The 25,333-nt window shown below is 61.1% G+C and carries 28 protein-coding genes and 1 pseudogene; 17 read left to right on the forward strand and 12 right to left on the reverse strand.

Annotated elements, in window-relative coordinates; genetic code table 11:
- Positions 1 to 5: 5 nt before the first annotated feature.
- The 5 genes from motD to BLU63_RS19650 all read left to right on the forward strand — a co-directional run bounded on the left by motD (position 6) and on the right by BLU63_RS19650 (position 3,594).
- Positions 6 to 896 (forward strand): flagellar motor protein MotD, encoded by an 891-nt coding sequence (gene motD / locus BLU63_RS19630; protein ID WP_010456934.1) that lies wholly within the window; start codon positions 6 to 8, stop codon positions 894 to 896.
- Positions 897 to 939: 43 nt separating this feature from the next.
- Positions 940 to 1,728, forward strand: coding sequence for a ParA family protein (locus BLU63_RS19635; protein WP_010456932.1), 789 nt, complete (start codon positions 940 to 942; stop codon positions 1,726 to 1,728).
- Between the two features lies 1 nt (position 1,729).
- Positions 1,730 to 2,626, forward strand: a complete 897-nt coding sequence (locus BLU63_RS19640) for a CheW domain-containing protein (protein WP_083375994.1) — start codon at positions 1,730 to 1,732, stop codon at positions 2,624 to 2,626.
- Positions 2,627 to 2,715: 89 nt separating this feature from the next.
- Positions 2,716 to 3,201, forward strand: a complete 486-nt coding sequence (locus BLU63_RS19645) for a chemotaxis protein CheW (RefSeq protein WP_010456928.1) — start codon at positions 2,716 to 2,718, stop codon at positions 3,199 to 3,201.
- Positions 3,202 to 3,594: a DUF2802 domain-containing protein gene (locus tag BLU63_RS19650; protein ID WP_010456926.1), complete on the forward strand. Its 393-nt coding sequence runs from the start codon at positions 3,202 to 3,204 to the stop codon at positions 3,592 to 3,594.
- Positions 3,595 to 3,710: 116 nt separating this feature from the next.
- Here BLU63_RS19650 and BLU63_RS19655 read toward each other — a convergent pair whose 3' ends face one another.
- Both BLU63_RS19655 and fliK read right to left on the reverse strand, forming a co-directional pair.
- Complete coding sequence (locus BLU63_RS19655; RefSeq protein ID WP_010456924.1) at positions 3,711 to 4,040, reverse strand: EscU/YscU/HrcU family type III secretion system export apparatus switch protein; 330 nt, start codon at positions 4,038 to 4,040, stop codon at positions 3,711 to 3,713.
- Positions 4,037 to 5,611 (reverse strand): flagellar hook-length control protein FliK, encoded by a 1,575-nt coding sequence (gene fliK, locus BLU63_RS19660; protein WP_083375995.1) that lies wholly within the window; start codon positions 5,609 to 5,611, stop codon positions 4,037 to 4,039. The genes BLU63_RS19655 and fliK overlap by 4 nt, the downstream gene beginning before the upstream one ends.
- Positions 5,612 to 5,808: 197 nt before the next feature.
- Between fliK and ccmA the strand changes: the two genes are divergently transcribed.
- From ccmA to BLU63_RS19710, 10 genes are all read left to right on the forward strand, one after another.
- Positions 5,809 to 6,444 carry a cytochrome c biogenesis heme-transporting ATPase CcmA gene (gene ccmA / locus BLU63_RS19665; RefSeq protein ID WP_010456921.1) on the forward strand — a complete coding sequence of 212 codons (636 nt, stop codon included), beginning with the start codon at positions 5,809 to 5,811 and terminating at the stop codon, positions 6,442 to 6,444.
- On the forward strand, positions 6,441 to 7,109 hold the full coding sequence (ccmB, locus tag BLU63_RS19670; RefSeq protein ID WP_010456919.1) for a heme exporter protein CcmB: 669 nt from the start codon (positions 6,441 to 6,443) through the stop codon (positions 7,107 to 7,109). Before ccmA ends, ccmB begins: the two co-directional genes overlap by 4 nt.
- 76 nt (positions 7,110 to 7,185) lie before the next feature.
- Positions 7,186 to 7,941 carry a heme ABC transporter permease gene (locus BLU63_RS19675; protein ID WP_010456917.1) on the forward strand — a complete coding sequence of 252 codons (756 nt, stop codon included), beginning with the start codon at positions 7,186 to 7,188 and terminating at the stop codon, positions 7,939 to 7,941.
- Entirely contained in the window at positions 7,938 to 8,114 is a 177-nt protein-coding gene (gene ccmD, locus BLU63_RS19680) for a heme exporter protein CcmD (protein WP_010456915.1), read from the forward strand. The genes BLU63_RS19675 and ccmD overlap by 4 nt, the downstream gene beginning before the upstream one ends.
- Positions 8,111 to 8,566 (forward strand): cytochrome c maturation protein CcmE, encoded by a 456-nt coding sequence (gene ccmE, locus BLU63_RS19685; RefSeq protein ID WP_010456913.1) that lies wholly within the window; start codon positions 8,111 to 8,113, stop codon positions 8,564 to 8,566. Before ccmD ends, ccmE begins: the two co-directional genes overlap by 4 nt.
- A 3-nt stretch (positions 8,567 to 8,569) precedes the next feature.
- On the forward strand, positions 8,570 to 10,558 hold the full coding sequence (locus BLU63_RS19690) for a heme lyase CcmF/NrfE family subunit (RefSeq protein ID WP_010456911.1): 1,989 nt from the start codon (positions 8,570 to 8,572) through the stop codon (positions 10,556 to 10,558).
- Positions 10,555 to 11,091, forward strand: a complete 537-nt coding sequence (locus BLU63_RS19695; RefSeq protein ID WP_083375996.1) for a DsbE family thiol:disulfide interchange protein — start codon at positions 10,555 to 10,557, stop codon at positions 11,089 to 11,091. Before BLU63_RS19690 ends, BLU63_RS19695 begins: the two co-directional genes overlap by 4 nt.
- On the forward strand, positions 11,088 to 11,561 hold the full coding sequence (locus tag BLU63_RS19700) for a cytochrome c-type biogenesis protein (RefSeq protein WP_083375997.1): 474 nt from the start codon (positions 11,088 to 11,090) through the stop codon (positions 11,559 to 11,561). The genes BLU63_RS19695 and BLU63_RS19700 overlap by 4 nt, the downstream gene beginning before the upstream one ends.
- Positions 11,554 to 12,756, forward strand: a complete 1,203-nt coding sequence (gene ccmI, locus BLU63_RS19705; protein WP_010456906.1) for a c-type cytochrome biogenesis protein CcmI — start codon at positions 11,554 to 11,556, stop codon at positions 12,754 to 12,756. Before BLU63_RS19700 ends, ccmI begins: the two co-directional genes overlap by 8 nt.
- 14 nt (positions 12,757 to 12,770) lie before the next feature.
- Complete coding sequence (locus BLU63_RS19710; RefSeq protein ID WP_083375998.1) at positions 12,771 to 13,175, forward strand: hypothetical protein; 405 nt, start codon at positions 12,771 to 12,773, stop codon at positions 13,173 to 13,175.
- A gap of 63 nt (positions 13,176 to 13,238) precedes the next feature.
- On the opposite strand, the gene BLU63_RS19715 is transcribed toward BLU63_RS19710, so the two are convergent.
- Positions 13,239 to 14,126: a LysR family transcriptional regulator gene (locus BLU63_RS19715; protein ID WP_083375999.1), complete on the reverse strand. Its 888-nt coding sequence runs from the start codon at positions 14,124 to 14,126 to the stop codon at positions 13,239 to 13,241.
- A 52-nt stretch (positions 14,127 to 14,178) separates the two neighbouring features.
- Positions 14,179 to 14,898, reverse strand: a complete 720-nt coding sequence (locus tag BLU63_RS19720) for an SDR family oxidoreductase (protein ID WP_010456900.1) — start codon at positions 14,896 to 14,898, stop codon at positions 14,179 to 14,181.
- A 185-nt stretch (positions 14,899 to 15,083) separates the two neighbouring features.
- Between BLU63_RS19720 and BLU63_RS19725 the strand changes: the two are divergent.
- Positions 15,084 to 15,254: pseudogene (locus tag BLU63_RS19725) on the forward strand (type II toxin-antitoxin system HicB family antitoxin); the annotation flags it as partial.
- Positions 15,255 to 15,351: 97 nt separating this feature from the next.
- Here BLU63_RS19725 and BLU63_RS19730 read toward each other — a convergent pair.
- Complete coding sequence (locus BLU63_RS19730) at positions 15,352 to 16,557, reverse strand: MFS transporter (RefSeq protein ID WP_083376000.1); 1,206 nt, start codon at positions 16,555 to 16,557, stop codon at positions 15,352 to 15,354.
- A 234-nt stretch (positions 16,558 to 16,791) separates the two neighbouring features.
- Between BLU63_RS19730 and BLU63_RS19735 the strand changes: the two genes are divergently transcribed.
- Positions 16,792 to 17,421 (forward strand): DUF5666 domain-containing protein, encoded by a 630-nt coding sequence (locus BLU63_RS19735; RefSeq protein ID WP_174604230.1) that lies wholly within the window; start codon positions 16,792 to 16,794, stop codon positions 17,419 to 17,421.
- A gap of 191 nt (positions 17,422 to 17,612) precedes the next feature.
- On the opposite strand, the gene BLU63_RS19740 is transcribed toward BLU63_RS19735, so the two are convergent.
- From BLU63_RS19740 to hyi, 7 genes are all read right to left on the reverse strand, one after another.
- Positions 17,613 to 18,611, reverse strand: a complete 999-nt coding sequence (locus tag BLU63_RS19740) for a sulfate ABC transporter substrate-binding protein (protein WP_083376001.1) — start codon at positions 18,609 to 18,611, stop codon at positions 17,613 to 17,615.
- Between the two features lie 93 nt (positions 18,612 to 18,704).
- Positions 18,705 to 19,529, reverse strand: a complete 825-nt coding sequence (locus BLU63_RS19745) for an ion transporter (RefSeq protein ID WP_010456890.1) — start codon at positions 19,527 to 19,529, stop codon at positions 18,705 to 18,707.
- A 21-nt stretch (positions 19,530 to 19,550) separates the two neighbouring features.
- Positions 19,551 to 20,465, reverse strand: coding sequence for an urea transporter (locus tag BLU63_RS19750; protein WP_042933036.1), 915 nt, complete (start codon positions 20,463 to 20,465; stop codon positions 19,551 to 19,553).
- Positions 20,466 to 20,604: 139 nt separating this feature from the next.
- Positions 20,605 to 22,020 carry a pyruvate kinase gene (gene pyk, locus BLU63_RS19755; RefSeq protein ID WP_010456886.1) on the reverse strand — a complete coding sequence of 472 codons (1,416 nt, stop codon included), beginning with the start codon at positions 22,018 to 22,020 and terminating at the stop codon, positions 20,605 to 20,607.
- Complete coding sequence (locus tag BLU63_RS19760; protein ID WP_083376002.1) at positions 22,010 to 23,290, reverse strand: glycerate kinase type-2 family protein; 1,281 nt, start codon at positions 23,288 to 23,290, stop codon at positions 22,010 to 22,012. The genes pyk and BLU63_RS19760 overlap by 11 nt, the downstream gene beginning before the upstream one ends.
- Positions 23,291 to 23,443: 153 nt before the next feature.
- Positions 23,444 to 24,334 (reverse strand): 2-hydroxy-3-oxopropionate reductase, encoded by an 891-nt coding sequence (locus tag BLU63_RS19765; RefSeq protein ID WP_010456882.1) that lies wholly within the window; start codon positions 24,332 to 24,334, stop codon positions 23,444 to 23,446.
- Positions 24,335 to 24,501: 167 nt separating this feature from the next.
- The gene (gene hyi / locus BLU63_RS19770; RefSeq protein WP_010456880.1) at positions 24,502 to 25,284 is read right to left on the reverse strand and encodes a hydroxypyruvate isomerase; all 783 of its coding nucleotides are present in this window, start codon (positions 25,282 to 25,284) and stop codon (positions 24,502 to 24,504) included.
- Positions 25,285 to 25,333 lie beyond the last annotated feature (49 nt).

Consider the following 25,333-nt stretch of genomic DNA (forward strand, 5'->3'; position numbering starts at 1 on the left):
GGACTATGGCTCGTCGTCGGCAACCTGAAGAACACGTCAATCACGAACGCTGGCTCGTTTCCTACGCCGACTTCATCACGTTGCTGTTCGCATTCTTCGTGGTCATGTACTCGATCTCGTCGATCAACGAGGGCAAGTACAAAGTCATTTCCGAGGCGCTGATCGGGGTGTTTACCGACAGCGATCGCGCCCTCAAGCCGATCCCGATCGGTGAAGAGCGGCCGAAGACCGTGACCCCGGCCAAGCCTCTGGTCAAGGACAGCGAGCAGGTCGATGCCGGCGTGGCCGGTGCCAGTGATCCATTGAAAAGCATCGCCGATGACATCAGCGCGGCATTCGGCGACTTGATCAAGTCCAATCAGATGACCGTGCGCGGCAACGAGTTGTGGGTCGAGATCGAACTCAATTCCAGCCTGTTGTTCGGCAGTGGCGATGCGATGCCCAGTGACATGGCGTTCAATATCATCGACAAGGTGGCCGCAATCCTCAAGCCGTTCGACAACCCGATCCACGTCGAAGGCTTCACCGACGATCAGCCGATCCGCACCGCGCAATACCCGACCAACTGGGAGCTGTCTTCGGCCCGTTCGGCGAGCATCGTGCGCATGCTGGCGATGCAGGGCGTAAACCCTGGCCGCCTGGCGTCGGTGGGTTACGGCGAGTTCCAGCCGGTGGCCAACAACGCCACCGCTGAGGGCAGGGCGCGTAACCGTCGCGTGGTGCTGGTCGTGTCGCGAAATCTTGATGTACGTCGCAGCCTCACCGGCACCGGGACCGCCCATGCGCAACCGGATGCCGCGTTGAAGCGTGCTGGCACACAAACTGCACCGACCCCGGTCAAGTCGCCGGTACGAGAGAGCGCCGTCAATTCTCCGTCACCTGCATTAACACGTTGAGCTATTTCTCGGTCGAGCATATCGACCGGGAGGAACAATCCGAATGAGAGTCTGGGCCGTTGCCAATCAAAAGGGTGGTGTTGGTAAAACCACTTCCTCTATCGCTTTAGCCGGCTTGCTGGCCGAGGCGGGCAAGCGCGTGGTCGTGGTCGATCTCGATCCGCACGGCTCGATGACCAGCTACTTCGGCTACGATCCCGACAGCCTGGAGCACAGCAGCTACGACCTGTTCCTGCACAAGGGCAGCGTGCCGCAAGGCTTGCCCGGGCAGTTGCTGTTGCCGACCAGCGACGAACGCATTTCGTTGTTGCCGTCGAGCACCGCTCTGGCCACGCTTGAACGTCAGTCGCCGGGCCAGAGTGGTTTGGGCCTGGTGATTGCCAAGAGCCTGGCGCAACTGTGGCAGGACTTCGATTACGCCGTGATCGACAGCCCGCCGTTGCTCGGCGTACTGATGGTCAATGCCTTGGCGGCGAGCCAGCAATTAGTGATTCCGGTGCAGACCGAGCACCTGGCCGTCAAAGGTCTGGAGCGCATGGTCAATACACTGGCGATGATCAACCGCTCACGCAAAGTGGCCTTGCCGTTCTCCATCATTCCAACCTTGTTCGACCGCCGCACCCAGGCGTCCCTCGGGACCCTTCGCGTGCTGCGCGACAAATACCCGGAAGAAATCTGGCAAGGCTACATCCCGATCGACACGCGCCTGCGGGATGCGAGCCGGGCCGGGCTGACGCCTTCGCAATTCGACGGCAAGAGCCGTGGGGTTCTCGCTTATCGCGCCTTGCTCAAGCATTTGCTGGCGGCACAACTTGTCCCGCAGGTGGCCTGAGATGAATCGGCCGGTGAAAATCACCTCGCGTCCGCAACAGGCGCTCCAGTCTTATCTGGACAGCCTGCTGATGGAAGCGACTGAAGAGTTGCCGCTGGAAGTGGAAGCGGTGGCTGAAGTCATCGAGGTTGTTGAAGCGGTAGAGGTTGAGGCTGCGCTGGACGAGTTCCAGGCAGCCGTGCTTGAAGAGCAGGCGCGTGATGCGCAGAAGTCCGTTGTGGCAGCTGCACCTGTTGTCGCGCCAGTGGTCACTGCGGTCGCAAAAGCCCCGGTGGTGATCGAAGATGCGCCGGCACCGATCCTGGCGCCGGTCTCGACCCTCGCACCGTTGCTGCAAACCCTGGTGCCGCCGCTGGTCGAAGTCCATCTGCCGCCGAGCAACACGCCGCCACCGGTGGAAACCGACGGTCGCCCGGCGTGGGCCGCCGAGCCGTTCGAATGCCTGCTGTTCGATGTCGCCGGGTTGACCCTGGCGGTGCCACTGGTGTGCCTGGGCTCGATTTATTCGCTGGCCGGTCACGAGCTGACGCCACTGTTCGGCCAGCCGGAATGGTTCCTCGGGATCCTGCCGAGTCAGGCCGGCAACCTGAAAGTCCTGGACACCGCGCGGTGGGTCATGCCCGACCGCTACCGCGATGATTTCCGCCAGGGCCTGCAATACGTTATTTCGGTTCAGGGCTACGAGTGGGGGCTGGCGGTGCATCAGGTCAGCCGCTCGTTGCGCCTGGACCCGAACGAAATCAAATGGAGAAGTCATCGAGGTCAGCGGCCATGGCTCGCCGGCACGGTGATTGAGCACATGTGTGCGCTGCTGGACGTTTCCGCCCTGGCCGAGTTGATCGCCAGCGGTGGGGCAAAGCACATGGGCGGCAGCAAGCCGCTACACAAACCGACATAGCTGCCGACATAACAAGTATGCGACGGCATTGTTGAATGCCGCCACACAGAACACACACCGCCAGAAGCGGTTTTTCGAGGGGTCAGGGTATGAGTAGTCAAGCGACGAATGCAAAAGGTTCCGAAGATCCGATCCTGCAATGGGTAACCTTCAAACTGGACAATGAAACCTACGGCATCAACGTGATGCGCGTTCAGGAAGTCCTGCGTTACACCGAAATCGCCCCGGTCCCGGGTGCCCCGAGCTACGTGCTGGGCATTATCAACCTGCGCGGCAACGTGGTCACCGTGATCGACACCCGTCAGCGCTTCGGCCTGATGAATGCCGAGATCAGCGACAACACCCGTATCGTCATCATCGAAGCCGACAAGCAAGTGGTCGGGATCATGGTCGATAGCGTGGCCGAAGTGGTTTACCTGCGTCAGTCGGAAATCGAAACCGCGCCAAACGTCGGTAACGAAGAGTCCGCCAAGTTCATTCAAGGCGTGTGCAACAAGAACAATGAACTGCTGATCCTGGTCGAACTGGACAAGATGATGAGCGAAGAAGAATGGTCGGACCTGGAGAACATCTGATTGATTCTTGAGGTAGCGGTCATTGTCCTGTTCCTTTTCTGGGCAGGCACGCTGGCAATGTTCCTGGCGTACATTCGCGCTCAACGGCAAATTGCCGCGCAACAGGCCCAGGGTGATGCGCTGCGCGACCAGCGCATCAAGGACCTGGCCAAACGCGTCGACGACTATCAAAGCGGCAACGTGCGCATGGGTGAAGACCTGCACGAACTGCGCGCCGTCGTCAGTCCCTTGCCGGACAAACTGGCGCAGCTGGAACAGCGCGATCCGTCGAGCCTGTCGTTTGCCCAGGCGGCGCGCCTGGTCGGCATGGGGGCTACCGTTGATGAACTGACTCAGTCCTGCGGGTTGACCCAGGCTGAGGCGGAGTTGATGCGCAAGCTTCACAAGAACTGACGCCTGCCAGAGATCGTTCCCCGCGTGGGAACGATCTCTGGGGACGCTCCGCATTCCGCTGTTGAATGTGACGCAGAGCGTCACGGGCTGCATTCCCACTTAGAGCGTGGGAACGATCAGTAGTCGTCACCGCGATCAGTGATGTCCTTCTCAACCATGGTCGCCTCCGGATCATGCCCCGCCGGAAACTTGCCCTTCAAATTCCACGCGAACGCAATAATCTCGGCAATCGTGCGGTACAACTCTTCCGGAATACTTTCCCCCAGTTCCATCCGCGCCAGCAGCTTCACCAGTTCGGCGTTTTCATAGATGGGCACTTCATAATCACGGGCAAGCTTCAGAATGGCTTCTGCCAGTGCTTCGTCGCCTTTGGCCGTGAGGGTAGGGGCGTGGGTGCCGTCGTATTTGAGGGCGATGGCCTGGCGTGGGGTGTTGGGGTTTCTCATGCGGTTTCGTCGACCCAGCGTTGTTCGAGGCGGGTTTGTGGGCCTTGTGGCGGTGTACCGAGGTGGCAATCCAGATCGCCGACGTTCAGCCCGGAGTCCAGCAAGCGCTGGCGCAGTGCAGCCAGATTGCTTTCGATCAGGCTGGCGGTGTACGGCCGTTCAGCCCAGAGCTGGCTGGACAGGCTGCCCTTGATCAGCTGCGCTTGAATCTGCAATGGGCCCAACGGTTCCATGTCGAACGCCAGGTCCACGCGCCACAGTTGCTGCTTCGGTTCGCGTTCGTCTCGACGTTCGTGGGGTTGTTCTTTCTCCGGCGCTTCTTCACGCTGAAACTTGACCTGCAGCGGCACGATGTCCTGCAAATTGCGCATCGGGATTTCCAGCTGCCAGGTGCTGAGCAGGCGGCCATCATCAGTGACGCCAGTCTGCTCAAGACTCGACAACTGATGGCTTTGCAGGCGCGAGACCGCCGCCGCAGCCAGACGCAGCAAATGCTCCAGATCGTTTTCACCGTCCTGGCTTTGCAGCAGCCGTTCGGGCAGCGGGAAACTGGTCGGCAACGGCTTGGCGCTGACCTGGCCGAGCATGCCCAGGGCGCTGCGCACGAAACTCGGCATGGACTGGACCAGCGTGTTGGCGGCAATGATCGCATTGAGATTGGTGTTGGCCGGCAGCCCTGGCGTCAATTGCGCAATCAGCTTGAGCAGATCGCCTTTCATGTCGGGCGCCAGTGTCGGATTTTGCCCGGTCAGCAATTTCGCTTCGAGGAATAGCCCGCTATTGGCCAGCGCCTGAGCGAGGCCTTTTGACGTACTCAGTTGCTGAACGTCCGGTAAACCGGCCAGCAGTTTTTCCACCGCGGCCCGCAGGTCGCTGGAAGTCTGATCCGACGGAGGCAGGTTTTGCAGCAGCTTGATCAAACCATCCAGCGAGCCTTGGCGGCTCTGCTGACTGACCAATTGCTGGGTGATCGCCAGTTGCTCCTGACGGTTGCTCAACGGCACGAATTTCAGCGTTTGCGTGTCCTGCACCAAGGCACTCAACAGCGTGCCGATGCGCAGCGGCGTCGGACTGTCGATGCTCAGCGTGCTGCCGCTCAACGCGGTGTTGAGCAGGCTCACCATCGAACGAAACACCGTCGGCTGGCCCGGCACCTGCGGCAGCACTTGCGAGGTCAGCACTTTGCCCTGCAACAACGTCCCGACCGGCAATTGCGCGGTGTCGATGCGGGTGAGGGTGGCGACGCTGGAAGCAATGGCCTGTTGCACCGTGATCGCCAGATTGCCCGCTGACGGTTGGGTGATCGCCAGACTGGTGCCTTGGGGCAGCGGCTGGGTGCTGGTGGCCTGGACCGTGGTCTGGCGGCCGCTGTCGAGGGTGACTTTAAGCAACAGTTGAAAGGTCTGATCCGCCTGCTTGAGCGACAGCACTTCAGCCTTGGCGGTCTGGCCGGGGGTGATCAGGCCCTCCAACGGCGACAGCAGCTTGAGCAGATCGCCGCTCACTACCAGCGGCCGCGAAGTCGCGGGCGTGGTCTGCGGTACCGGGAGGATGTTCATTTCGCCTGTCATACGCGGTCACAACCTGAGGAAAATGCACTCTTTAGAGTAGGGTATGGCATGTATAATGCCGCCCGTCCTTCGGGGAGTGGCGAAAACATTGCATTTGTTTGACGCAGCTCTCTAGAACAGGCCGCCAATGCATCTATGCTGCATCTCTTTAGCGGCCGCTCCGCCGCCGACTTGAACCGCAAAAGGCCCGTGATCTCTTGACCAGTCCTGTCCTGCAAACCGTTGCCCTTGCTTGTGAGCGAGACCTTCGGCTGCTCTTCGAAAATCTCGAATTGAGACTGGCCAGTGGCGAAATGGTGCAAATCAGTGGCCCCAACGGCAGCGGCAAGACCAGCCTGCTGCGGCTGTTATCCGGCCTGATGCAGCCGACCGCCGGTCAAGTGCTGCTCAACGGTAAGCCGCTGAACGATCAGCGCCTTGAACTGGCGCGCAACCTGCTGTGGATCGGCCATGCCGCCGGGATCAAGGACTTGCTGACGCCGGAGGAGAACCTGATCTGGCTCTGCGCCCTGCATCAACCGGCTCCCCACGAGGCGATCTGGCAAGCGCTGGCCGATGTCGGATTGCGCGGTTTCGAGGATGTTCCCTGCCATACGTTGTCCGCCGGGCAGAAACGCCGTGTGGCATTGGCGCGCCTGTACCTCGACAGTCCGCCGCTGTGGATCCTCGACGAGCCGTTCACCGCGCTCGATAAACAAGGCGTGGCGCAACTCGAAGAACACCTGGCCGCCCACTGTGAGCGCGGCGGCATGGTGGTGCTGACCACTCACCACACGCTGAGCCGGATGCCGGCCAGCTATCGCGATATCGATCTGGGGAAGTGGGCCGTATGAGTGTTTTCGGCCTGCTGGTCGCCCGTGAGTCCCGTCTGCTGTTCCGCCGTCCGGCTGAACTGGCCAATCCGCTGGTTTTTTTCGCGATCGTCGTTTCGCTGTTCCCGTTGGCGGTCGGTCCCGAGTCTCAATTGTTGCAAACCTTGTCTCCGGGACTGGTGTGGGTCGCGGCACTTTTATCGGTCCTGCTCTCGCTGGACGGGCTCTTCCGCAGTGATTTCGAGGACGGATCGCTGGAACAGTGGGTCCTTTCGTCGCACCCCCTGCCTCTTCTGGTTTTGGCCAAGGTACTGGCACACTGGGCCTTCTCTGGCCTGGCACTGGTTTTGCTCGCTCCACTGCTGGCATTGATGCTCGGTTTGCCAACCGCCTGTCTGCCGGTGTTGCTGCTTTCTTTATTGCTGGGTACACCGGTGCTGAGCCTGCTCGGTGCGGTGGGCGCAGCCCTGACGGTGGGATTGAAGCGAGGCGGCCTGTTGCTGGCGCTGCTGATTCTGCCGCTGTACATCCCGGTGTTGATTCTCGGCAGTGGCGCCTTGCAGGCGGCCCTGCAGGGCATGCCGGCGACCGGTTATCTCTTGTGGCTTGGTAGCCTGACCGCCCTGGCGATAACCCTGACACCGTTTGCAATAGCTGCTGGCCTGAAGATCAGCGTCGGCGAATAATGAGGTCTGGTCATTTTTTGATCAGTAAAGACCCTTTGGCTCTTCATAGCGAAGAGCAACCGTGATGGAAACAGTAATGAACTGGACCTGGTTTCATAAGCTCGGCTCGCCCAAATGGTTTTACGGCATCAGTGGCAAATTGCTGCCGTGGCTGAGCATTGCCGCAGTGCTGCTGATCGGCGTCGGTGTCGTTTGGGGCCTGGCCTTCGCGCCGCCTGACTACCAGCAAGGCAACAGCTTTCGCATCATTTATATCCACGTTCCGGCCGCCATGCTGGCGCAGTCCGTCTACGTCATGCTGGCGGTGTGCGGCATCGTCGGGCTGGTCTGGAAAATGAAACTGGCCGACGTCGCCCTGCAATGCGCGGCGCCCATCGGTGCCTGGATGACCGCCGTGGCGCTGGTCACCGGCGCGATCTGGGGCAAGCCGACGTGGGGCTCGTGGTGGGTCTGGGATGCGCGACTTACGTCCATGCTTATTCTGCTGTTCCTGTACTTCGGTCTCATTGCGCTGGGCAACGCGATCAGCAATCGTGACAGCGCGGCCAAGGCCTGCGCGGTGCTGGCGATTGTCGGCGTAATCAACATCCCGATCATCAAATACTCGGTGGAGTGGTGGAACACCCTGCACCAGGGTGCGACCTTCACCCTCACCGAAAAACCGGCGATGCCCGCCGAGATGTGGCTGCCATTGTTGCTGACGGTGCTGGGGTTCTACTGTTTCTTCGGCGCGGTGCTGTTGCTGCGCATGCGCCTTGAAGTGCTCAAGCGCGAAGCCCGGGCCAGTTGGGTGAAAGCTGAAGTGCAGAACAGTCTGGAGGCCGTTCGATGAGTTTTGCTTCATTCGGCGACTTCCTCGCCATGGGCCATCACGCCCTGTATGTCTGGTCAGCCTATGGCATCTGCCTGGCGGTGCTGATCCTCAACGTGGCGGCGCCGATCCTGGCTCGCAAGCGCTATCTGCAACAAGAGGCGCGTCGTTTGCGCCGGGAGAACGGCAAGTGAATCCGCTGCGCAAAAAGCGTCTTATCATCATTCTCGCGATCCTGGTGGGTGTCGGCGCTGCCGTCGGCCTGGCCCTGAGCGCCCTGCAGCAGAACATCAATCTGTTTTACACCCCGACACAGATCGCCAACGGCGAAGCCCCGCAAGACACGCGCATCCGTGCCGGTGGTATGGTCGAGAAAGGCTCGCTGCAACGTTCCGGCGATTCGCTGGACGTGAAATTCATCGTCACCGACTTCAACAAGTCCGTGACCATTAGCTACCGCGGCATCCTCCCGGACCTGTTCCGTGAAGGGCAGGGTATCGTGGCGCTGGGCAAACTGAACGCCGACGGCGTGGTGGTGGCCGACGAAGTGCTGGCCAAGCACGATGAAAAGTACATGCCGCCGGAAGTGACCAAGGCTTTGAAAGACAGCGGTCAATCTGCTCCAACGCCCGTGAAGGAGGGTTGATCGATGACATCCGCACTGTTTATCCCTGAACTCGGCCACCTGGCCATGATCCTGGCGCTGTGTTTCGCGCTGGTACAGGCCATCGTGCCGTTGCTCGGCGCCTGGCGCGGTGACCGTTTGTGGATGAGCCTCGCGCAACCAGCGGCCTGGGGCCAGTTCGCCTTTTTGCTGTTCGCCTTCGGTTGCCTGACCTACGCGTTCATGGCTGATGACTTTTCCGTCGCTTACGTGGCCAGCAACTCCAACAGCGCCTTGCCGTGGTACTACAAGTTCAGCGCGGTGTGGGGCGCTCACGAAGGTTCGCTGCTGCTCTGGGCCTTGATCCTCGGCGGCTGGACCTTTGCGGTGTCGGTATTCTCCCGGCAGTTGCCGCAAGTGATGCTGGCCCGGGTGCTGGCGGTGATGGGCATGATCAGCACCGGTTTCCTGCTGTTCCTGATCCTCACGTCCAACCCGTTCAAGCGCATCCTGCCGCAAGTGCCCAGCGATGGCGCCGACCTCAATCCGTTGCTGCAAGACATCGGCCTGATCGTTCACCCACCGATGCTGTACATGGGTTACGTCGGTTTCTCCGTGGCCTTCGCCTTCGCCATCGCGGCGCTGATGGGCGGTCGTCTTGATGCGGCGTGGGCGCGCTGGTCGCGTCCATGGACCATCGTTGCCTGGGCTTTCCTCGGGATCGGCATCACACTGGGTTCGTGGTGGGCCTACTACGAACTCGGCTGGGGCGGCTGGTGGTTCTGGGACCCGGTGGAAAACGCCTCGTTCATGCCTTGGCTGGTCGGTACGGCGCTGATTCACTCGTTGGCGGTCACGGAAAAACGGGGCGTGTTCAAAAGCTGGACCGTATTGCTGGCCATTGCCGCGTTCTCGTTGAGCTTGCTCGGTACGTTCCTGGTACGTTCCGGCGTGCTGACCTCGGTTCACGCCTTTGCCTCCGACCCGGAGCGCGGTGTGTTCATCCTGATTTTCCTGCTGTTCGTGGTCGGCGGTTCGCTGACGCTGTTCGCCCTGCGCGCTCCGGTGGTGAAAAGCCACGTCGGCTTCAACCTGTGGTCCCGGGAAACCCTGCTGCTGGGCAACAACCTGGTGCTGGTGGTGGCGGCGTCGATGATTCTGCTGGGCACCTTGTATCCGCTGATTCTCGATGCGATGACCGGCGCCAAGCTGTCCGTCGGCCCGCCATACTTCAACGCGCTGTTCATTCCGTTGATGGCGTTGCTGATGATGGTGATGGCCGTCGGCATGCTGGTGCGCTGGAAAGACACCCCGGTCAAATGGCTGATAAGCATGCTGACCCCGGTGTTGCTTGGCAGTGCCGCGTTAGCTGTGGTGGCCGGCGTCGCTTATGGCGATTTCAACTGGGCGGTGCTCGCCACGTTCATGCTCGCGGCCTGGGTGCTGTTGGCCGGTGTGCGCGACATCCTCGACAAGACCCGCCACAAAGGCCTGATCAAAGGCCTGCCGACCCTGACCCGCAGCTACTGGGGCATGCAGATCGCGCACTTGGGCATCGCCGTGTGCGCTCTTGGCGTCGTGCTGTCGAGCCAGAACAGTGCCGAACGCGATTTGCGCCTGGCGCCGGGCGAGTCCATGGACCTGGCCGGTTATCACTTCGTGTTCGAAGGCGCCAAGCACTACGAAGGCCCGAACTTCACCTCCGACAAGGGCACCGTCCGGGTGATCAAGGGCGGCAAGGAAGTCAGCGTGTTGCACCCGGAAAAACGCCTGTACACCGTGCAGAACTCGGTAATGACCGAAGCCGGGATCGACGCCGGTTTCACCCGTGACATTTACGTCGCCCTTGGCGAACCGCTGGGCGATGGCGCCTGGGCCGTGCGCGTGCACGTCAAGCCGTTCGTGCGCTGGATCTGGTTCGGCGGGCTGCTGACAGGTTTCGGTGGGTTGCTGGCGGCGCTGGATCGCCGTTATCGGGTCAAGGTAAAAAGCCGCGTGCGGGAAGCACTCGGTATGTCGGGAGCCACTGCATGAGACGTTGGTTAATGCTGTTGCCACTGGCGATTTTTCTGGTGGTGGCTGTTTTCCTGTATCGCGGGTTGTACCTGGACCCGGCCGAGTTGCCTTCGGCGATGATCGGCAAGCCGTTCCCGGCGTTTTCCCTGCCAACCGTGGAAGGCGACAAGACCCTGACCAAGGCCGACATTCTCGGTAAACCGGCGCTGGTCAACGTCTGGGCCACCTGGTGCATCGCCTGCAAGGTCGAGCATCCGGTATTGAACAAGCTGGCCCAGCAGGGCGTAACGATTTATGGCATCAACTACAAGGACGTCAACGCCGACGCTAAGAAGTGGCTGGTGGAGTTCCACAACCCGTACCAGTTGGGGATCAGTGACGCGGACGGCTCGCTGGGCTTGAACCTCGGTGTCTACGGCGCCCCGGAAACCTTTTTCATCGACGCCAAAGGCATCATCCGCGACAAGTTCGTCGGGGTGATCGACGAACAGGTCTGGCGCGAAAAACTGGCGGCCCGGTATCAGGCGCTGGTCGATGAGGCCAAGCCATGAAGCGCTGGATAGCCACCCTTGTATTGGGTTTGAGCATGGCCGGTGTTGCCCACGCCGCCATTGACACCTACGAGTTCGCCAAAGAAGGCGATCGCGAGCGTTTTCGCGAGCTGACCAAAGAGCTGCGTTGCCCCAAGTGCCAGAACCAGGACATCGCCGATTCCAACGCACCGATCGCCGCCGACTTGCGCAAAGAGATTTTCCGCATGTTGGGCGAGGGCAAGGACAATCAGCAGATCATCGACTTCATGGTTGATCGCTACGGTGATTTCGTCCGCTACAAACCCGCTCTGAACGCCAAGACCGCTCTGCTCTGGTTCGGCCCCGCCGGCCTGTTGCTGGGCGGTTTTGTGATCATCGCCGTGATCGTCCGCCGTCGTCGCGTGCAGCGCGCTGACACCAAGGATGAGCTCTCTGCCGAGGAGCGTGAGCGCCTCGACCACCTGTTGGATAAAACCAAGAATGATTGATTTCTGGCTCGCTGCAGGTCTGCTGCTTCTGGTTGCCCTGAGTTTTCTGCTGATCCCCGTTTTGCGTGGCCGTCGTGCACAGCTTGAAGAGGATCGTACTGCCCTGAACGTTGCGCTGTATCAGGAGCGCGTGGCTGAGTTGCAAACCGAGCAGGAGGAGGGCGTGCTCAACGCGGCGCAACTGGAAACCGGTCGCGCCGAAGCTGCCCGTGAGTTGCTCGCCGACACCGAAGGCGTCGAGGCACCGCGCGTGGCACGCCTGGGCAAACCGTTGCCCTTGCTGGCGGCGATTCTGGTGCCGGTCCTGGGGCTTGGCTTGTACCTGCATTACGGTGCCAGCGACAAGGTTGAACTGACTCGCGAATTCGCCCAGGCGCCGCAGTCGATGGAAGAGATGACCCAGCGTCTGGAGCGCGCGGTCGCGGCGCAACCGGATTCGGCTGAAGGCTTGTACTTCCTCGGTCGCACCTACATGGCTCAGGACCGTCCGGGAGACGCGGCGAAGATCTTCGAGCGCACGGTGAACCTGGCCGGTCGTCAGCCGGAACTGCTCGGCCAATGGGCCCAGGCCCAGTACTTCGCCGATGGCAAAAAGTGGTCGGACAAGATTCAGGCGTTGACTGACGAAGCACTGAAAGCCGATCCGAAAGAAGTCACCAGCCTTGGTCTGCTGGGCATCGCGGCGTTTGAAAGCCAGCGGTATCAGGACGCCATCGACTACTGGAATCGCCTGTTGGCGCAACTGCCGCCGGAGGACAGTTCCCGTGCCGCGCTGCAAGGCGGGATCACGCGAGCCACCGAGAAACTCGAAGCCAGCGGCGGCAAAGTCGCCCAGGCTCCAGTGGCCAAAGCGGCAGCGAAGCTTAAGGTCACCGTCGATCTGGCACCTGAGCTCAAAGCCAAGGTCCAGCCCGGCGACAGCGTGTTCATCTTCGCCCGCGCCACCTCAGGTCCACCGGCCCCGTTGGCCGCCAAACGCCTGACCGTGGCCGATCTGCCGGCCACCGTCGAACTGGGCGATGCCGACGCAATGATGCCGCAGTTGAAACTGTCGAACTTCCCTGAAGTCCAACTGGTTGCGCGCGTCTCCCGCGCCGGCCAACCGACTGCCGGCGAATGGATCGGTCGCAGCCAGCCCCTGGCCAGCAGCACCACCGCAGCGCAAAAACTGACCATCGACAGCCCGGATAAATGACAGGAAACGCCACTATGACCCCCATCGCTCGTATCACCCTGCTCAGTATGGTTTTGGGGTTAAGCGCTTGTGTGGTCCAACCGCAGCCGCCTGAACGGCTGCCACCGATCCCGCCGTCGCAGCCGCGTCCGACGCCGTCCCCCACACCGACACCGAGCAAGCCGAGCATTCCGGCCAAGCCCGCCAAACCTTTGCCACGCACCTCCGCCAGCTTCGCGCCCCCACCGGGTGGCAACAGCCATTGGGATGCCAAGCTTGGCGTGTACGTGCTTGATGACCAGCCCAACACCTTCTACCGCCAGCGCACCTACTACCGCTGGAACAACGGCTGGAGCCGGTCGATCAGCCCGGACGGGCCATGGGAAGAGACCAATATCCATGGTGTGCCGGGTGGGTTGGGGCGGCAATTCGGGGAATAAACAGAAACGGCGATCTTCGGATCGCCGTTTTGCTGTCTGGGGTTTGCAAGGATCCCCAGTGATTCAGGTCTCCTTGGCCATCAACCCCTGCACAAACTCCACAAACGCCCGAGCCTTCGCGCTGGCCATTCTGCCGGTGGGAAATACCGCCCACAGGTCCTGATTCGGCAGGGCCCACTCCTTCATCACTTCCCTGACCGCACCGTTGGCCAGTTCCGGCGCAAACATCCATTCCGACGCCAGGGTCAGCCCTTGATGGGCGAGCACGGCTGCACGCAGGCCTTCGGCGGCGTTGACGCGGATTCGCCCGCTGATGATGACTGACTGCTCATCTGTTCCGTTGCAGAACTGCCAGTTGCCACCGCCACCCAAGGTGTAGGCGATTGCCTGGTGGTTGCTCAGGTCGGTCGGGCAAGTGGGCTCACCGTGTTTTTCGAAATAGGCGGGGGTGCCCAGCACGACGCGCCGGCATTCGGCAATTTTACGAGCGGTGAGGCCGGAGTCGCTCAGGGTGCCCATGCGCAGAGCGATGTCGATGCCTTCCTCGACCAGATTGACGTTGCGGTCATCGAGCATCAGGTCGATGTTCAGGTCCGGGTTCTGATCGAGAAACGGCCCGAGGTGCGGAACGATGTGCAGTCGGCCGAAGGTCACGGCAGCACAGATCCGCAGGTTGCCGGTCAGACCGCTGGCGGCGCCGCGTGCTGCGTTGTCGGCCTCATTGGCTTCTTCGATGGCGCGCTTGGCGCGTTCGAAAAAGGCCAGCCCGGCTTCGGTGGGCGTCAGGCCGCGGGTCGAGCGCAACAGCAGTCGAACCGCAAGACGCGACTCCAGTTGCGCAATGGTTTTCGACACGGCGGGCTGGCCGATATTCAGGCGCCGGGCGGCGGCGGAAAACGAGCCGGTTTCCACCACGTAGACGAAGGTTTCCATTGCGCCGAGGCGGTCCATCTCAAGTCCTTTTTGCGATTCTAAACACTGTCGAGACCCCAGTGGGGGCGAGTCAGAACGCGGCTTTGCCTATGGAGGAGCCGCCGTCGACAAACAAAGTCTGCCCGGTGATAAACCCGCTTTGCTCGGACAACAAAAACGCAATGGCCGCCGCGATCTCTTGTGGCTGCCCCAGTCGTCCCATCGGCACACCCGCCAGATACCGAGCTTCACCTTCGCTGCCCGGCGGGTTGTTGGCGCGAAACAGCTCGGTCTCGGTCGGCCCCGGCGCCACGGCATTTACGGTCACGCCGGTTTGCGCCAGTTCCAGCGCCCAGGAGCGGGTGAAGCTGATCAACGCTGCCTTGGCCGCCGCGTAGGCCGTGCGCTGGGTGATGCCGAGTACAGTCAGACTGGAAATATTGACCACTCGACCCCAGCCCTTGGCGCGCATATTTGGCAGCAACGCCTGAGTGGCCTGCAACGCCGAATGCAGGTTGACCCGCATCACGTCATCAAAGGTGTCGAGGTCGATTTCGCCCAACACTTGCGGGCGAACCAGGCCGACGTTGTTGACCAGCCCATCAAATTCATACGTCCTGGACAGATCCGCCAGCACTTCCTGGGTCAGCGCCCTGTCGCTCAAATCCAGCGGAAACAGAATGCCGGGGAACGACAGGTCCGGGGTCCGGGCAATCCCGACCACCCGATGCCCCGCACGGTCCAGATGTTCGGCCACTGCCCGACCGATGCCTTTGCTGGCACCGGTAATGAGAAAGGTACGTCGAGTCATTGCACACTCCTTGAAAGCACAGGCCGCCGGGGCGGGCGGCCGTTGAACGGGTCAGCCGCGAATCGCATCCAGCATCGCTTCAGGCTTTGGACGCTGAGTGTAATCCGGGTTGGCCTTGGCGGTAACGAATCAGGTGAGATCCATCCTGACCGCAGGGGCGAAATGCGCTCAGGTGAAGTTATAGGATTCGTGCTTGGGGGAATGAGGATCGAGTGGGTATTCAAATACCGGATATCCCGGGTGCTGTGACTGCCGGGGATACGTTCGAGGAGGCATACGACGCAGCTGTCGAAATCGCGCAGATACTTCTGCAACAAATGGAAGCACAGGGGCTGGATCTTCCGGTGCCGACATCGGTGAACAAGATTTGAAGTGCGGAACATCAGTCGCACATCAGTCACGAGCAAGCCAGATTCCTGTGGGCGCGTGGCTTGCCCGCGATGCTTTTTGACCTTATGCAGCCGCCAACGCAGCCTTCGGCGAAACACTCAAAAACCGCAACAACGCCAACAGCGGGAACGCGCTGCCCACGATCACGATCCACAGCCAGCCGCCATGCTCATACACTGCGCTGGCCACCGATGAACCGAACGCGCCGCCGATGAAGATGCTGGTCATGTACAACGCATTCAAGCGGCTGCGGCTTTTGGCGTCGAGGGCGTAGACCGCGCGTTGGCCGAGGACCATGTTCATTTGCACGCAGAAGTCGAGGACCACGCCCGTGACCGCGAGACCGATGACGCTGTAGACCGGATGGATGAACGCTGGCAGGAAGCTCAGGCTGGCGAACAGCAGGGCCAGTAAGGAGGCGATGCGGGTGTGGCCGGCATCGGCCAGTCGACCGGCAATCGGCGCGGCGATCGCACCGATGGCACCGACCAGGGCGAAGATCGCGATCTGGGTTTGCGACAGGCCGTGATTGCGCGCCAGCTCCAGCGGCACGGCGGTCCAGAACAGGCTGAACGTGGCGAACATGCAACCCTGGTAGAACGCGCGCTGACGCAACACCGGTTGCTGGCGCCGCAGCGTCCATAGCGAACCGAGCAACTGGCCATAAGAGGCGCTGTGATCCGGCTGACGCTTGGGAATGGTCAACGCCAGCACGATGCTGATCGCCGCCATCAACGCCGCCGCGATCACAAACATCGCGCGCCAGCCGAAGTGGTCCGCCACGACGCTGGACACCGGCCGCGCCAACAGAATCCCCAGCAGCAAACCGCCCATGATCCCGCCGACGACCCGACCGCGTGACTCTTCCGGCGCGAGGTGCGCCGCCAGCGGAATCAGGATCTGCACCGACACCGAACTGAAACCCACCAGCAACGAGATCAGCAAAAACACGTTCGGCTGATCGGTAAACGCCGCGCCCAACAGGCTGGCAATCGCCACCACGGTGGTGATGATCATCAGTCGACGGTTTTCCAGCAGATCGCCCAGCGGCACCAGAAAGAACAGACCCAGCGCGTAACCAATCTGGGTCAGCGAAACAATCAGGCTGGCCATGGTGCTGGTCAGGCCGATGTCCGGCGCGATCAGGCCGATGATCGGCTGGGCGTAGTAGATGTTGGCCACAATCGCGCCGCAGCAGAAGGCGAACAGCAGCACCATGCCTTTGGTCATTGTCGCGGTGCCGTGGGGCACCTGGGTCGCTGGGTTCATAACGTGTCTCGCTGAACAGAAGGGAATGCGCGCAGGCTAAAGAGGTATCGGATTCGGCAGAAGAGGGATTGGAGTGATAGCAATCATTCCTTTGCGGAATGAGTGACGGACAGGAGTGCTGTCCATCGATAAACCTTGCGTCAAAATATCGAGCTCCGATGATACATTCACTTACATCCTGTTCGATAGCGTGCTTATGTTCTCCTTCACGATTCATAACCGGAAGGCACTTCCATGAATGCGATGTTTCGTCACCTTGTACGCGGTGTTTCAGTGGTTACCTTGGTCGGCCTGGTCACGGCAGGTCTGGCCCAGGCCGCCGACGCGCCGGGCCTGCGCATTGGCGTGCGCGGCGAGATCACTGGGGTCAGCCCCGACGTCTTGAAAGTCCACGTCAACACTGGCGAAAACGTGGTTATCAACCTGACCAACGACACCAAAGTCCGCGCCGTTACCCTGGCCAATATCGAAGACATCAAACCCGGCAGCTACGTTGGATCGGCGGCCATTCCGCAAGACGATGGCACCTTGAAGGCGCTGGAAGTCCACGTCTTTCCACCGGAACTGGCGGGCAGCGGCGACGGGCATCGGCCGTTCGATCTGGTCAAGGGCAGTAGCATGACCAATGGCAGCGTGGGCGATCTGGTGGTCAGCAATGGCCGGATGTTGACCGTCAACTACAAGGGCGGGCAGCAGAAGATCCTGGTGCCGGAGGATGTGCCGATCGTGAATTTGATGCCGGGGGACAGGAGTTTGCTGAAGGTGGGGGTGAAGATCGTGACATTCGTCACCCAAAGTGCAGACGGGACACTGACTGCGCAATCGATCTCGGCGGGCAAGGATGGCGTTACCCCACCGATGTGAAGGCAGAGCAAAAACCCTGTAGGAGTGAGCCTGCTCGCGATAGCGGAATGTCAGTTGATATCAATGTTGAATAACACTTCGCTATCGCGAGCAGGCTCACTCCTACAGAGGATCTTCAGTGAACTTGGGTTTTGTGTTCGACCACGAGAAAGGCGACCTTCTCAGGTCGCCTTTCTCGTTGGGCTCAGGAATTACTGGCCGCTGTAGATCTGATCAAAGACCCCGCCATCATTGAAGTGGGTCTTCTGTACGGTGCGCCAGTCACCAAAGGTCTTCTCCACCGACAGGAAGTCCACTTTCGGGAAGCGATCGGTGTACTTGGCCAGCACCGCCGGGTCACGCGGACGCAGGTAGTTGGTCGCTGCAATTTCCTGACCTTCCGGGGACCACAGGTACTTCAGGTATTCCTCGGCCGCGGCGCGGGTGCCTTTTTTGTCGACGGTTTTGTCGACCACCGACACCGGCGGCTCGGCTTCAGCGGAGACGCTTGGGTAGATCACTTCAAACTGGTCACGACCAAACTCACGGGCAATCATTTCCGCTTCGTTTTCGAAGGTCACCAGCACGTCACCGAGCTGGTTGGTCATGAACGTGGTCGTCGCGGCACGGCCACCGGTATCGAGCACCGGCGCTTGCTTGAACAGCTTGCCGACGAAATCCTTGGCCTTGTTCTCGTCACCGCCGTTTTTCAGCACATACCCCCAGGCAGACAGGTAGGTGTAGCGACCGTTACCCGAGGTCTTCGGGTTCGGTACGATCACTTGCACGCCGTCCTTGAGCAGGTCAGGCCAGTCTTTCAGGGCTTTCGGGTTGCCTTTGCGGACGATGAACACGGTGGCCGAGGTGAACGGTGCGCTGTTGTTCGGCAGGCGGGTGACCCAGTTGTCCGGGATCAGTTTGCCGTTGTCCGCCAGGGCGTTGATGTCGGTGGCCATGTTCATGGTGATGACGTCAGCCGGCAGGCCATCGATCACCGAACGCGCCTGTTTGCTGGAGCCGCCGAAGGACATCTGCAGGGTGATGTTCTCGTTGTGCTCGGCTTGCCAGTGTTTCTGGAACGCAGTGTTGTAGTCCTTGTAGAAATCGCGCATCACGTCGTAGGAAACGTTGAGCAGGGTCGGTGCGGCCTGAGCCACGCTGGTCAATGCCAGGCCAGCGGCCAGAAGTGAGGCGCCAAAGAGTTTTTTCACTGCGCAGTCCTTGTTCTGATTTAAAAGTGAGGCAATTTGCCAGCGACTATAGCCGGGCTCGCATAGACCCTTAAAGATTAAAAAGCTCTTTGCTTATTCCCGTTTCTTAAACAGAGCGTTGCCGCACCGTGAGCAGAATGCCGCACCGTGTTCGTGACTGGTTTTCTTGCACACCGGGCAGTCGTGTTGCAGCTGTTCACCACGCATGGCATTGGCCAGTTCGGCGGTGAAAATACCGGTCGGCACGGCGATGATCGAGTAACCGGTGATCATTACCAGCGACGAAATCACCTGGCCCAGTGGCGTCTTGGGCACGATGTCGCCGAAGCCCACCGTGGTCAGCGTGACGATCGCCCAGTAGATGCCTTTGGGAATGCTGGTGAAGCCGTGTTCCGGGCCTTCGATCACGTACATCAACGTGCCGAATACCGTCACCAGCGTGCAGACGCTGACCAGAAACACCACGATCTTCTGTTTGCTGCCGCGCAGCGCCGACATCAAATAGTTGGCTTGCTTGAGGTAGGGGCTGAGCTTGAGCACGCGGAAAATCCGCAGCATCCGGATGATCCGGATGATCAGCAGGTACTGCGCATCGGCGTAATACAGCGCCAGGATGCCGGGCACGATCGCCAGCAGATCCACCAGCCCATAAAAGCTGAACGCGTAGCGCAACGGCTTGGGTGAGCAATACAGGCGCAAGCCATATTCGATGGCGAAGATGACGGTGAAGCCCCACTCGATGTACGCCAGCACGTCGGCGTAGTTCTTGTGGACCGTGTCGATGCTGTCGAGCATCACGATCACGATGCTGGCGAGGATAATCAACAGCAGGATGCCGTCGAAGCGCCGCCCCGCCTTGGTGTCGCTTTGGAAAACCATGACGTAAAGCTCTTCACGCCAGTTTTTGCTGCTGTCCATGGATACCGCCTGAACCAATGATCAGCGAAGCCTAGGTTGATTCTCCTCAATAGCGCAAGGCGCACGGGTGACAGCGGTGATGCCGAGCAGTTGAACAACCGTGCGGACCAGCCAGCAGGCGAGGATGAACGGCGCGGTCAGCGTCGGCAGGCCGATGGCGGAAAACACCGGCGTCAGCAACAACGCTGATGCGATGCCGGCCAGCGGCAACCACGGCTGCTGGCGCAGCGAGCTCAAGGCGAGGGCGGTGAGGACGGCGTTATAGCCACCGAGGCCGATCAATGCGCTGTAAGCGTCGTGATGCAGCAGGCTCCAGCCCATGCCCGCGACAGACGCCAACAACGCCCAGCAAAAGGCGCGACGATCAGCGATCAGCAAACCCACGGCAATCATGGCCCCGGCCAGCGGATGACCGAGGAACATCACCTGGCCGAAGCCTTTGAGCGGTGCGGCGAGCATGTTCAGCGTGTTGATTTCGATCAGATGCGCTTTTGTCGAGGGAGTGGCGAAGCACAGAAGCACCCAGCCCAACCCAACGAAGGGCGCCGTATAGGCAGGCAGGTAATGGCTGACCCGGACGCGTTTGAGCCATTGCTGCGTCAGCATCGCACTCAGTCCGCCCGCAGCAATGATCAGCGGCGGCAACAGTGCTGACCAAGGGAAATACAGGCTCAGCAAAAGACCGAGCAAGACACCGTTGTAACTGAACAGCCCGGCCTGACGATCGGCCTTGGCGTAACCGCGTCGTTGCGCGGTGAGCAACCCGGCGACGCCGCCCAGCAGCGCACCGCCGAGCAGGGTAGGTGCGGTGAAAAGAATCGCCAACAGGCACAGCAGACCAAACAGCGGATGGCGCTGGAGGAAGATCTGGCTGAAGCCATTGAGCAGGGCAGTCGCCCAATCGGGGCAGTGGGTGTTGAAGTGGTTGGCAGGCATTTTTTTGTGAGTCAGGAGGAGCGAGTAATCGTTCTTCGCGGGCAAGCCTCGCTCCTACAGGGTTTGCATCGTGCCAAATATCGGGATCACGCAAATCCTGTAGGAGCGAGGCTTGCCCGCGAAAAGGCCGGTAAGGACGCTAAATCAAGGTCTCGATACGCAACGAGTTAGTCGACCCCGGTTGCCCAAACGGCACACCGGCCGTGATCAACAAGGTATCCCCGCGTTGCGCCATGCCTTGGGCCTGCGCGATCTCCAGCGCCGTCGAACACACTTCATCCACTTGCCGCAGCCTGTCATTGACCACCGAGTGCACGCCCCACGCCACCGTCAAGCGGCGCGCCGTTTGCAGGTTCGGCGTCAGGTTCAGGATCGGCACCGTCGGCCGTTCCCGCGCCGCACGCAGGCTCGACGTCCCGGACTCGCTGTAGTTCACCAGCACCGCCACCGGCAGCACGTTACTGATGCGACGAATCGCACAGCTGATCGCATCGGAAACCGTCGCCTCGGCCTTCGGCCGGCTCACGTCCAGTTGCGCCTGATAATCCGGGCCGTTTTCCACTTGGCGAATGATCTTGCTCATCATTTGCACGGCTTCCAGCGGGTACTCGCCCGAGGCGGTTTCCGCCGACAGCATCACCGCATCGGCCCCTTCAGCCACGGCGTTGGCCACATCCGTGACTTCGGCGCGGGTCGGGGCCGGGGAGAAGCGCATCGATTCGAGCATCTGCGTCGCCACTACCACCGGTTTGCCGAGTTCGCGGCAGAGGCTGATGATGTTTTTCTGGATCTGCGGCACGCTTTCCGCCGGCACTTCCACGCCCAGGTCACCGCGAGCGACCATGATCGCATCGCTCAACTCGGCGATTTCCCGCAGCTGAGTCACCGCCGATGGCTTCTCGATCTTGGCCATCAAGAACGCCTTGTCGCCGATCAGTTCGCGGGCTTCGCGGATGTCTTCAGGACGCTGCACGAACGACAGCGCAACCCAGTCCACACCCAGCTCCAGACCGAAGCTCAAGTCGCGGCGATCCTTGGCGGTCAGCGGGCTCAGTTCCAGCACCGCTTGGGGCACGTTCACGCCTTTGCGGTCCGAGAGTTCGCCGCCGTTGAGCACCGTGGTGTCAATGGCGTCGGCGTACTTGGTGACCACGCGCAGACGCAGCTTGCCGTCGTCCAGCAGCAGGTCCATGCCGGGCTCGAGTGCGGCGATGATTTCCGGATGCGGCAGGTTGACCCGGCGCTGATCGCCCGGCGTCGGGTCGAGGTCCAGGCGCAGGGCCTGGCCGCGATGCAGTTGCACCTTGCCCTCGGCGAATTTGCCGACCCGCAGCTTCGGGCCTTGCAGGTCCATCAGAATGCCCAAGGGGTAATTGAGCTGGCGCTCGACTTCACGAATCCACTGGTATCGCTGCGCGTGGTCAGCGTGATCGCCGTGGCTGAAGTTCAGGCGAAAGATGTTGACCCCGGCCTGCACCAGCTCACGGATGTCATCGATCCCGTCGGTGGCTGGGCCCAGGGTGGCGAGGATTTTGACCTTTTTATCAGGCGTCATTGTTAGGGCTCTCGAGGATCAGGATGGCGCGGAAGTCGTTGACGTTGGTGCGGGTCGGTTCGGTGACGATCAATGCGTCCAGCGCCTCGAAATAGCCGTAGCCATTGTTGTTGTCCAACTCGTCGCTGGCGCTCAGGCCGAGGGCGGCGGCGCGGGCGTAGCTGTCCGGGGTCATGATCGCGCCGGCGTTGTCTTCGGAACCGTCGATGCCGTCGGTGTCACCGGCAAGGGCGTAGACACCGGGCAGGCCTTTGAGGCTGTCGGTCAGGCTCAGCAGGAATTCGGCGTTGCGTCCGCCACGGCCATTGCCGCGCACGGTGACGGTGGTTTCGCCGCCCGACAAAATCACGCAGGGCGCCGCCAATGGTTGGCCATGCAAGACCACTTGGCGGGCGATGCCGGCATGAACCTTGGCCACTTCGCGGGATTCGCCTTCCAGGTCGCCGAGGATCAGCGGGCTGAAACCGGCCTGGTGCGCTTTCACGGCCGCCGCTTCAAGCGATTGCTGGGGGCGGGCGATCAACTGGAAGTGACTGCGCGCCAGGCTCGGATCGCCGGGCTTGACCGTCTCCGATTCCGGGCTCTGCAGCCAGGTTCGGACCGAGGCAGGGACGTCGATGCCGTAGCGTTTGAGGATCGCCAGGGCTTCGGCCGACGTGCTCGGGTCGGCCACGGTGGGGCCGGACGCGATGACGGTGGCGAGGTCGCCCGGCACATCGGAAATCGCGTAGGTATAAACAGTGGCCGGCCAGCAGGCCTTGCCGAGGCGGCCGCCCTTGATCGCCGAGAGGTGCTTGCGCACGCAATTCATCTCGCCGATGGTCGCGCCAGACTTGAGCAGGGCTTTGTTGATCGACTGCTTGTCGGCGAGGGTGATGCCGGCGGCCGGCAAGGCCAGCAGGGCAGAACCGCCGCCCGAGAGCAGGAAGATCACGCGGTCGTCTTCGCTCAGGTTACTGACCAGTTCAAACACGCGCTTGGCGACGGCTTGACCGGCTGCGTCCGGCACCGGGTGAGCCGCTTCGACGACTTCGATTTTTTCGCACGGGGCGCCGTGGCCGTAACGGGTGACCACCAGACCGCTGACTTCACCCTGCCAGCAACGCTCGACCACCTGCGCCATGGCGGCCGCGGCTTTGCCGGCGCCAATGACAATCACCCGACCGCTGCGATCTGTGGGCAAATGGGCTTCGAGGACTTGCTGCGGATGGGCGGCGTCGATGGCTGTGGCGAACAGCTCGCGCAGGAATTGTTGCGGATCGACCGACATGGCGGGCTCCCGGAATTCTTGTTATTTGAAGGTGCAACTCAGATCCCTGTGGGAGCTAACCTGCTAGCGAATGCGGTGTGTCAGCCAACATAGATGTTGAATGTGAAACCGCTTTCGCGAGCAGGCTCGCTCCCACAGGGTTTTGGGCAGGGCTTACTTATCGCGAATCGAGAAGTTCGCCATGTGTTCCAGGCCCTTGATCAGCGCCGAGTGGTCCCAGTTGCTACCGCCGATGGCTGCGCAGGTGCTGAACACTTGCTGGGCGTTGGCGGTGTTCGGCAGGTTGATGTTCAGCTCTTTGGCACCTTGCAGGGCCAGGTTCAGGTCCTTCTGGTGCAGGCTGATGCGGAAGCCCGGGTCGAAGGTGCCTTTGATCATGCGCTCGCCGTGCACTTCGAGGATCTTCGAGGAGGCGAAACCACCCATCAGCGCTTCACGGACCTTGGCGGGATCGGCACCGTTTTTCGCGGCGAACAGCAGTGCTTCGGCCACGGCCTGAATGTTCAGCGCGACGATGATCTGGTTCGCCACTTTCGCGGTCTGACCGTCGCCGTTACCACCGACCAGGGTGATGTTCTTGCCCATGGCCTGGAACAGCGGCAGCGCGCGTTCGAAGGCATCGGCATCACCGCCGACCATGATGCTCAGGGTCGCGGCCTTGGCGCCGACTTCACCGCCGGACACTGGCGCATCAAGGTATTGAGCGCCTTTTTCGTTGACCTTGGCCGCGAAGGCCTTGGTAGCCGTCGGCGAGATCGAGCTCATGTCGATAACGATTTTGCCTTTGCCCACGCCGGCCGCAACGCCATCGGCGCGGAACAGCACGTCGTCGACCTGCGGGGTATCCGGCACCATGATGATGATGACTTCAGCTTCCTGGGCGACTTCTTTCGGGTTCGCCAGGGCGACGGCGCCACCGGCAATCAGGTCGGCCGGGGCGGCATCGTGGTGCGCCGACAGGAACAGGCTGTGACCGGCTTTCTGCAGGTTCAACGCCATTGGGTGGCCCATGATGCCGGTGCCGATAAATCCGATTTTAGCCATGAGAAATTCCTCTTGTTTTTATTGCTCTGTTCGCAAAATTCTTGGGTGTCGGCGAGGGCGCCTTCGCGGGCGAGCCTCGCTCCTACGGGTACGTGTCTGTCGCCCTGTTGCGTATCAACCTGATCCTGTAGGAACGAGGCTTGCCCGCGAAGAACGATGACGCGGTATCAGATCGCGTTGTGGGTTTTCAGCCAGCCCAGGCCCGCTTCAGTGGTGGTCAGCGGTTTGTATTCACAACCAACCCAACCCTGATAACCGATGCGGTCCAAGTGTTCGAACAGGAAGCGGTAGTTGATTTCACCGGTGCCCGGTTCGTTGCGCCCCGGGTTATCGGCCAACTGGATGTGGTTGATCTCGCCCAGATGCGCAGCCATGGTGCGGGCCAGGTCGCCCTCCATGATTTGCATGTGATAGATGTCGTATTGCAGGAACAGATTGGCGCTGCCGACCTGTTCGCGAATCGACAGGGCTTGCGCCGTGTTGTTCAGGTAGAAACCCGGGATGTCGCGGGTGTTGATCGCTTCCATCACCAGTTTGATGCCCGCCGCTTGCAGCTTGTCGGCGGCGTACTTGAGGTTGGCGACGAAGGTTTTTTCCACGGTGGCATCGTCGACACCTTGTGGACGAATACCCGCCAGGCAGTTGACCTGGGTGTTGCCCAACACTTTTGCGTAAGCGATCGCCAGATCGACTCCGGCGCGGAACTCTTCAACCCGGTCTGGCAGGCACGCGATACCGCGTTCGCCCTTTGCCCAGTCACCGGCCGGCAGGTTGAACAGCACTTGGGTCAGGCCGTTGGCGTCGAGCTTGGCCTTGATCTCGGCAGAGCTGAAGTCGTAGGGGAACAGGTACTCGACACCACTGAAGCCGGCCTTGGCGGCCGCTTCGAAACGGGCAAGAAAATCCTGCTCAGTGAACAGCATGGACAGGTTGGCTGCGAAACGCGGCATGGTGGTCTCCCGTAAATTTGTGCAGTCCCCTGTGGGTGCGAGCCTGTGT

It is taken from the genome of Pseudomonas mandelii (assembly GCF_900106065.1).
In the GTDB taxonomy this organism is placed as follows: Bacteria; Pseudomonadota; Gammaproteobacteria; order Pseudomonadales; family Pseudomonadaceae; genus Aquipseudomonas; species Aquipseudomonas mandelii.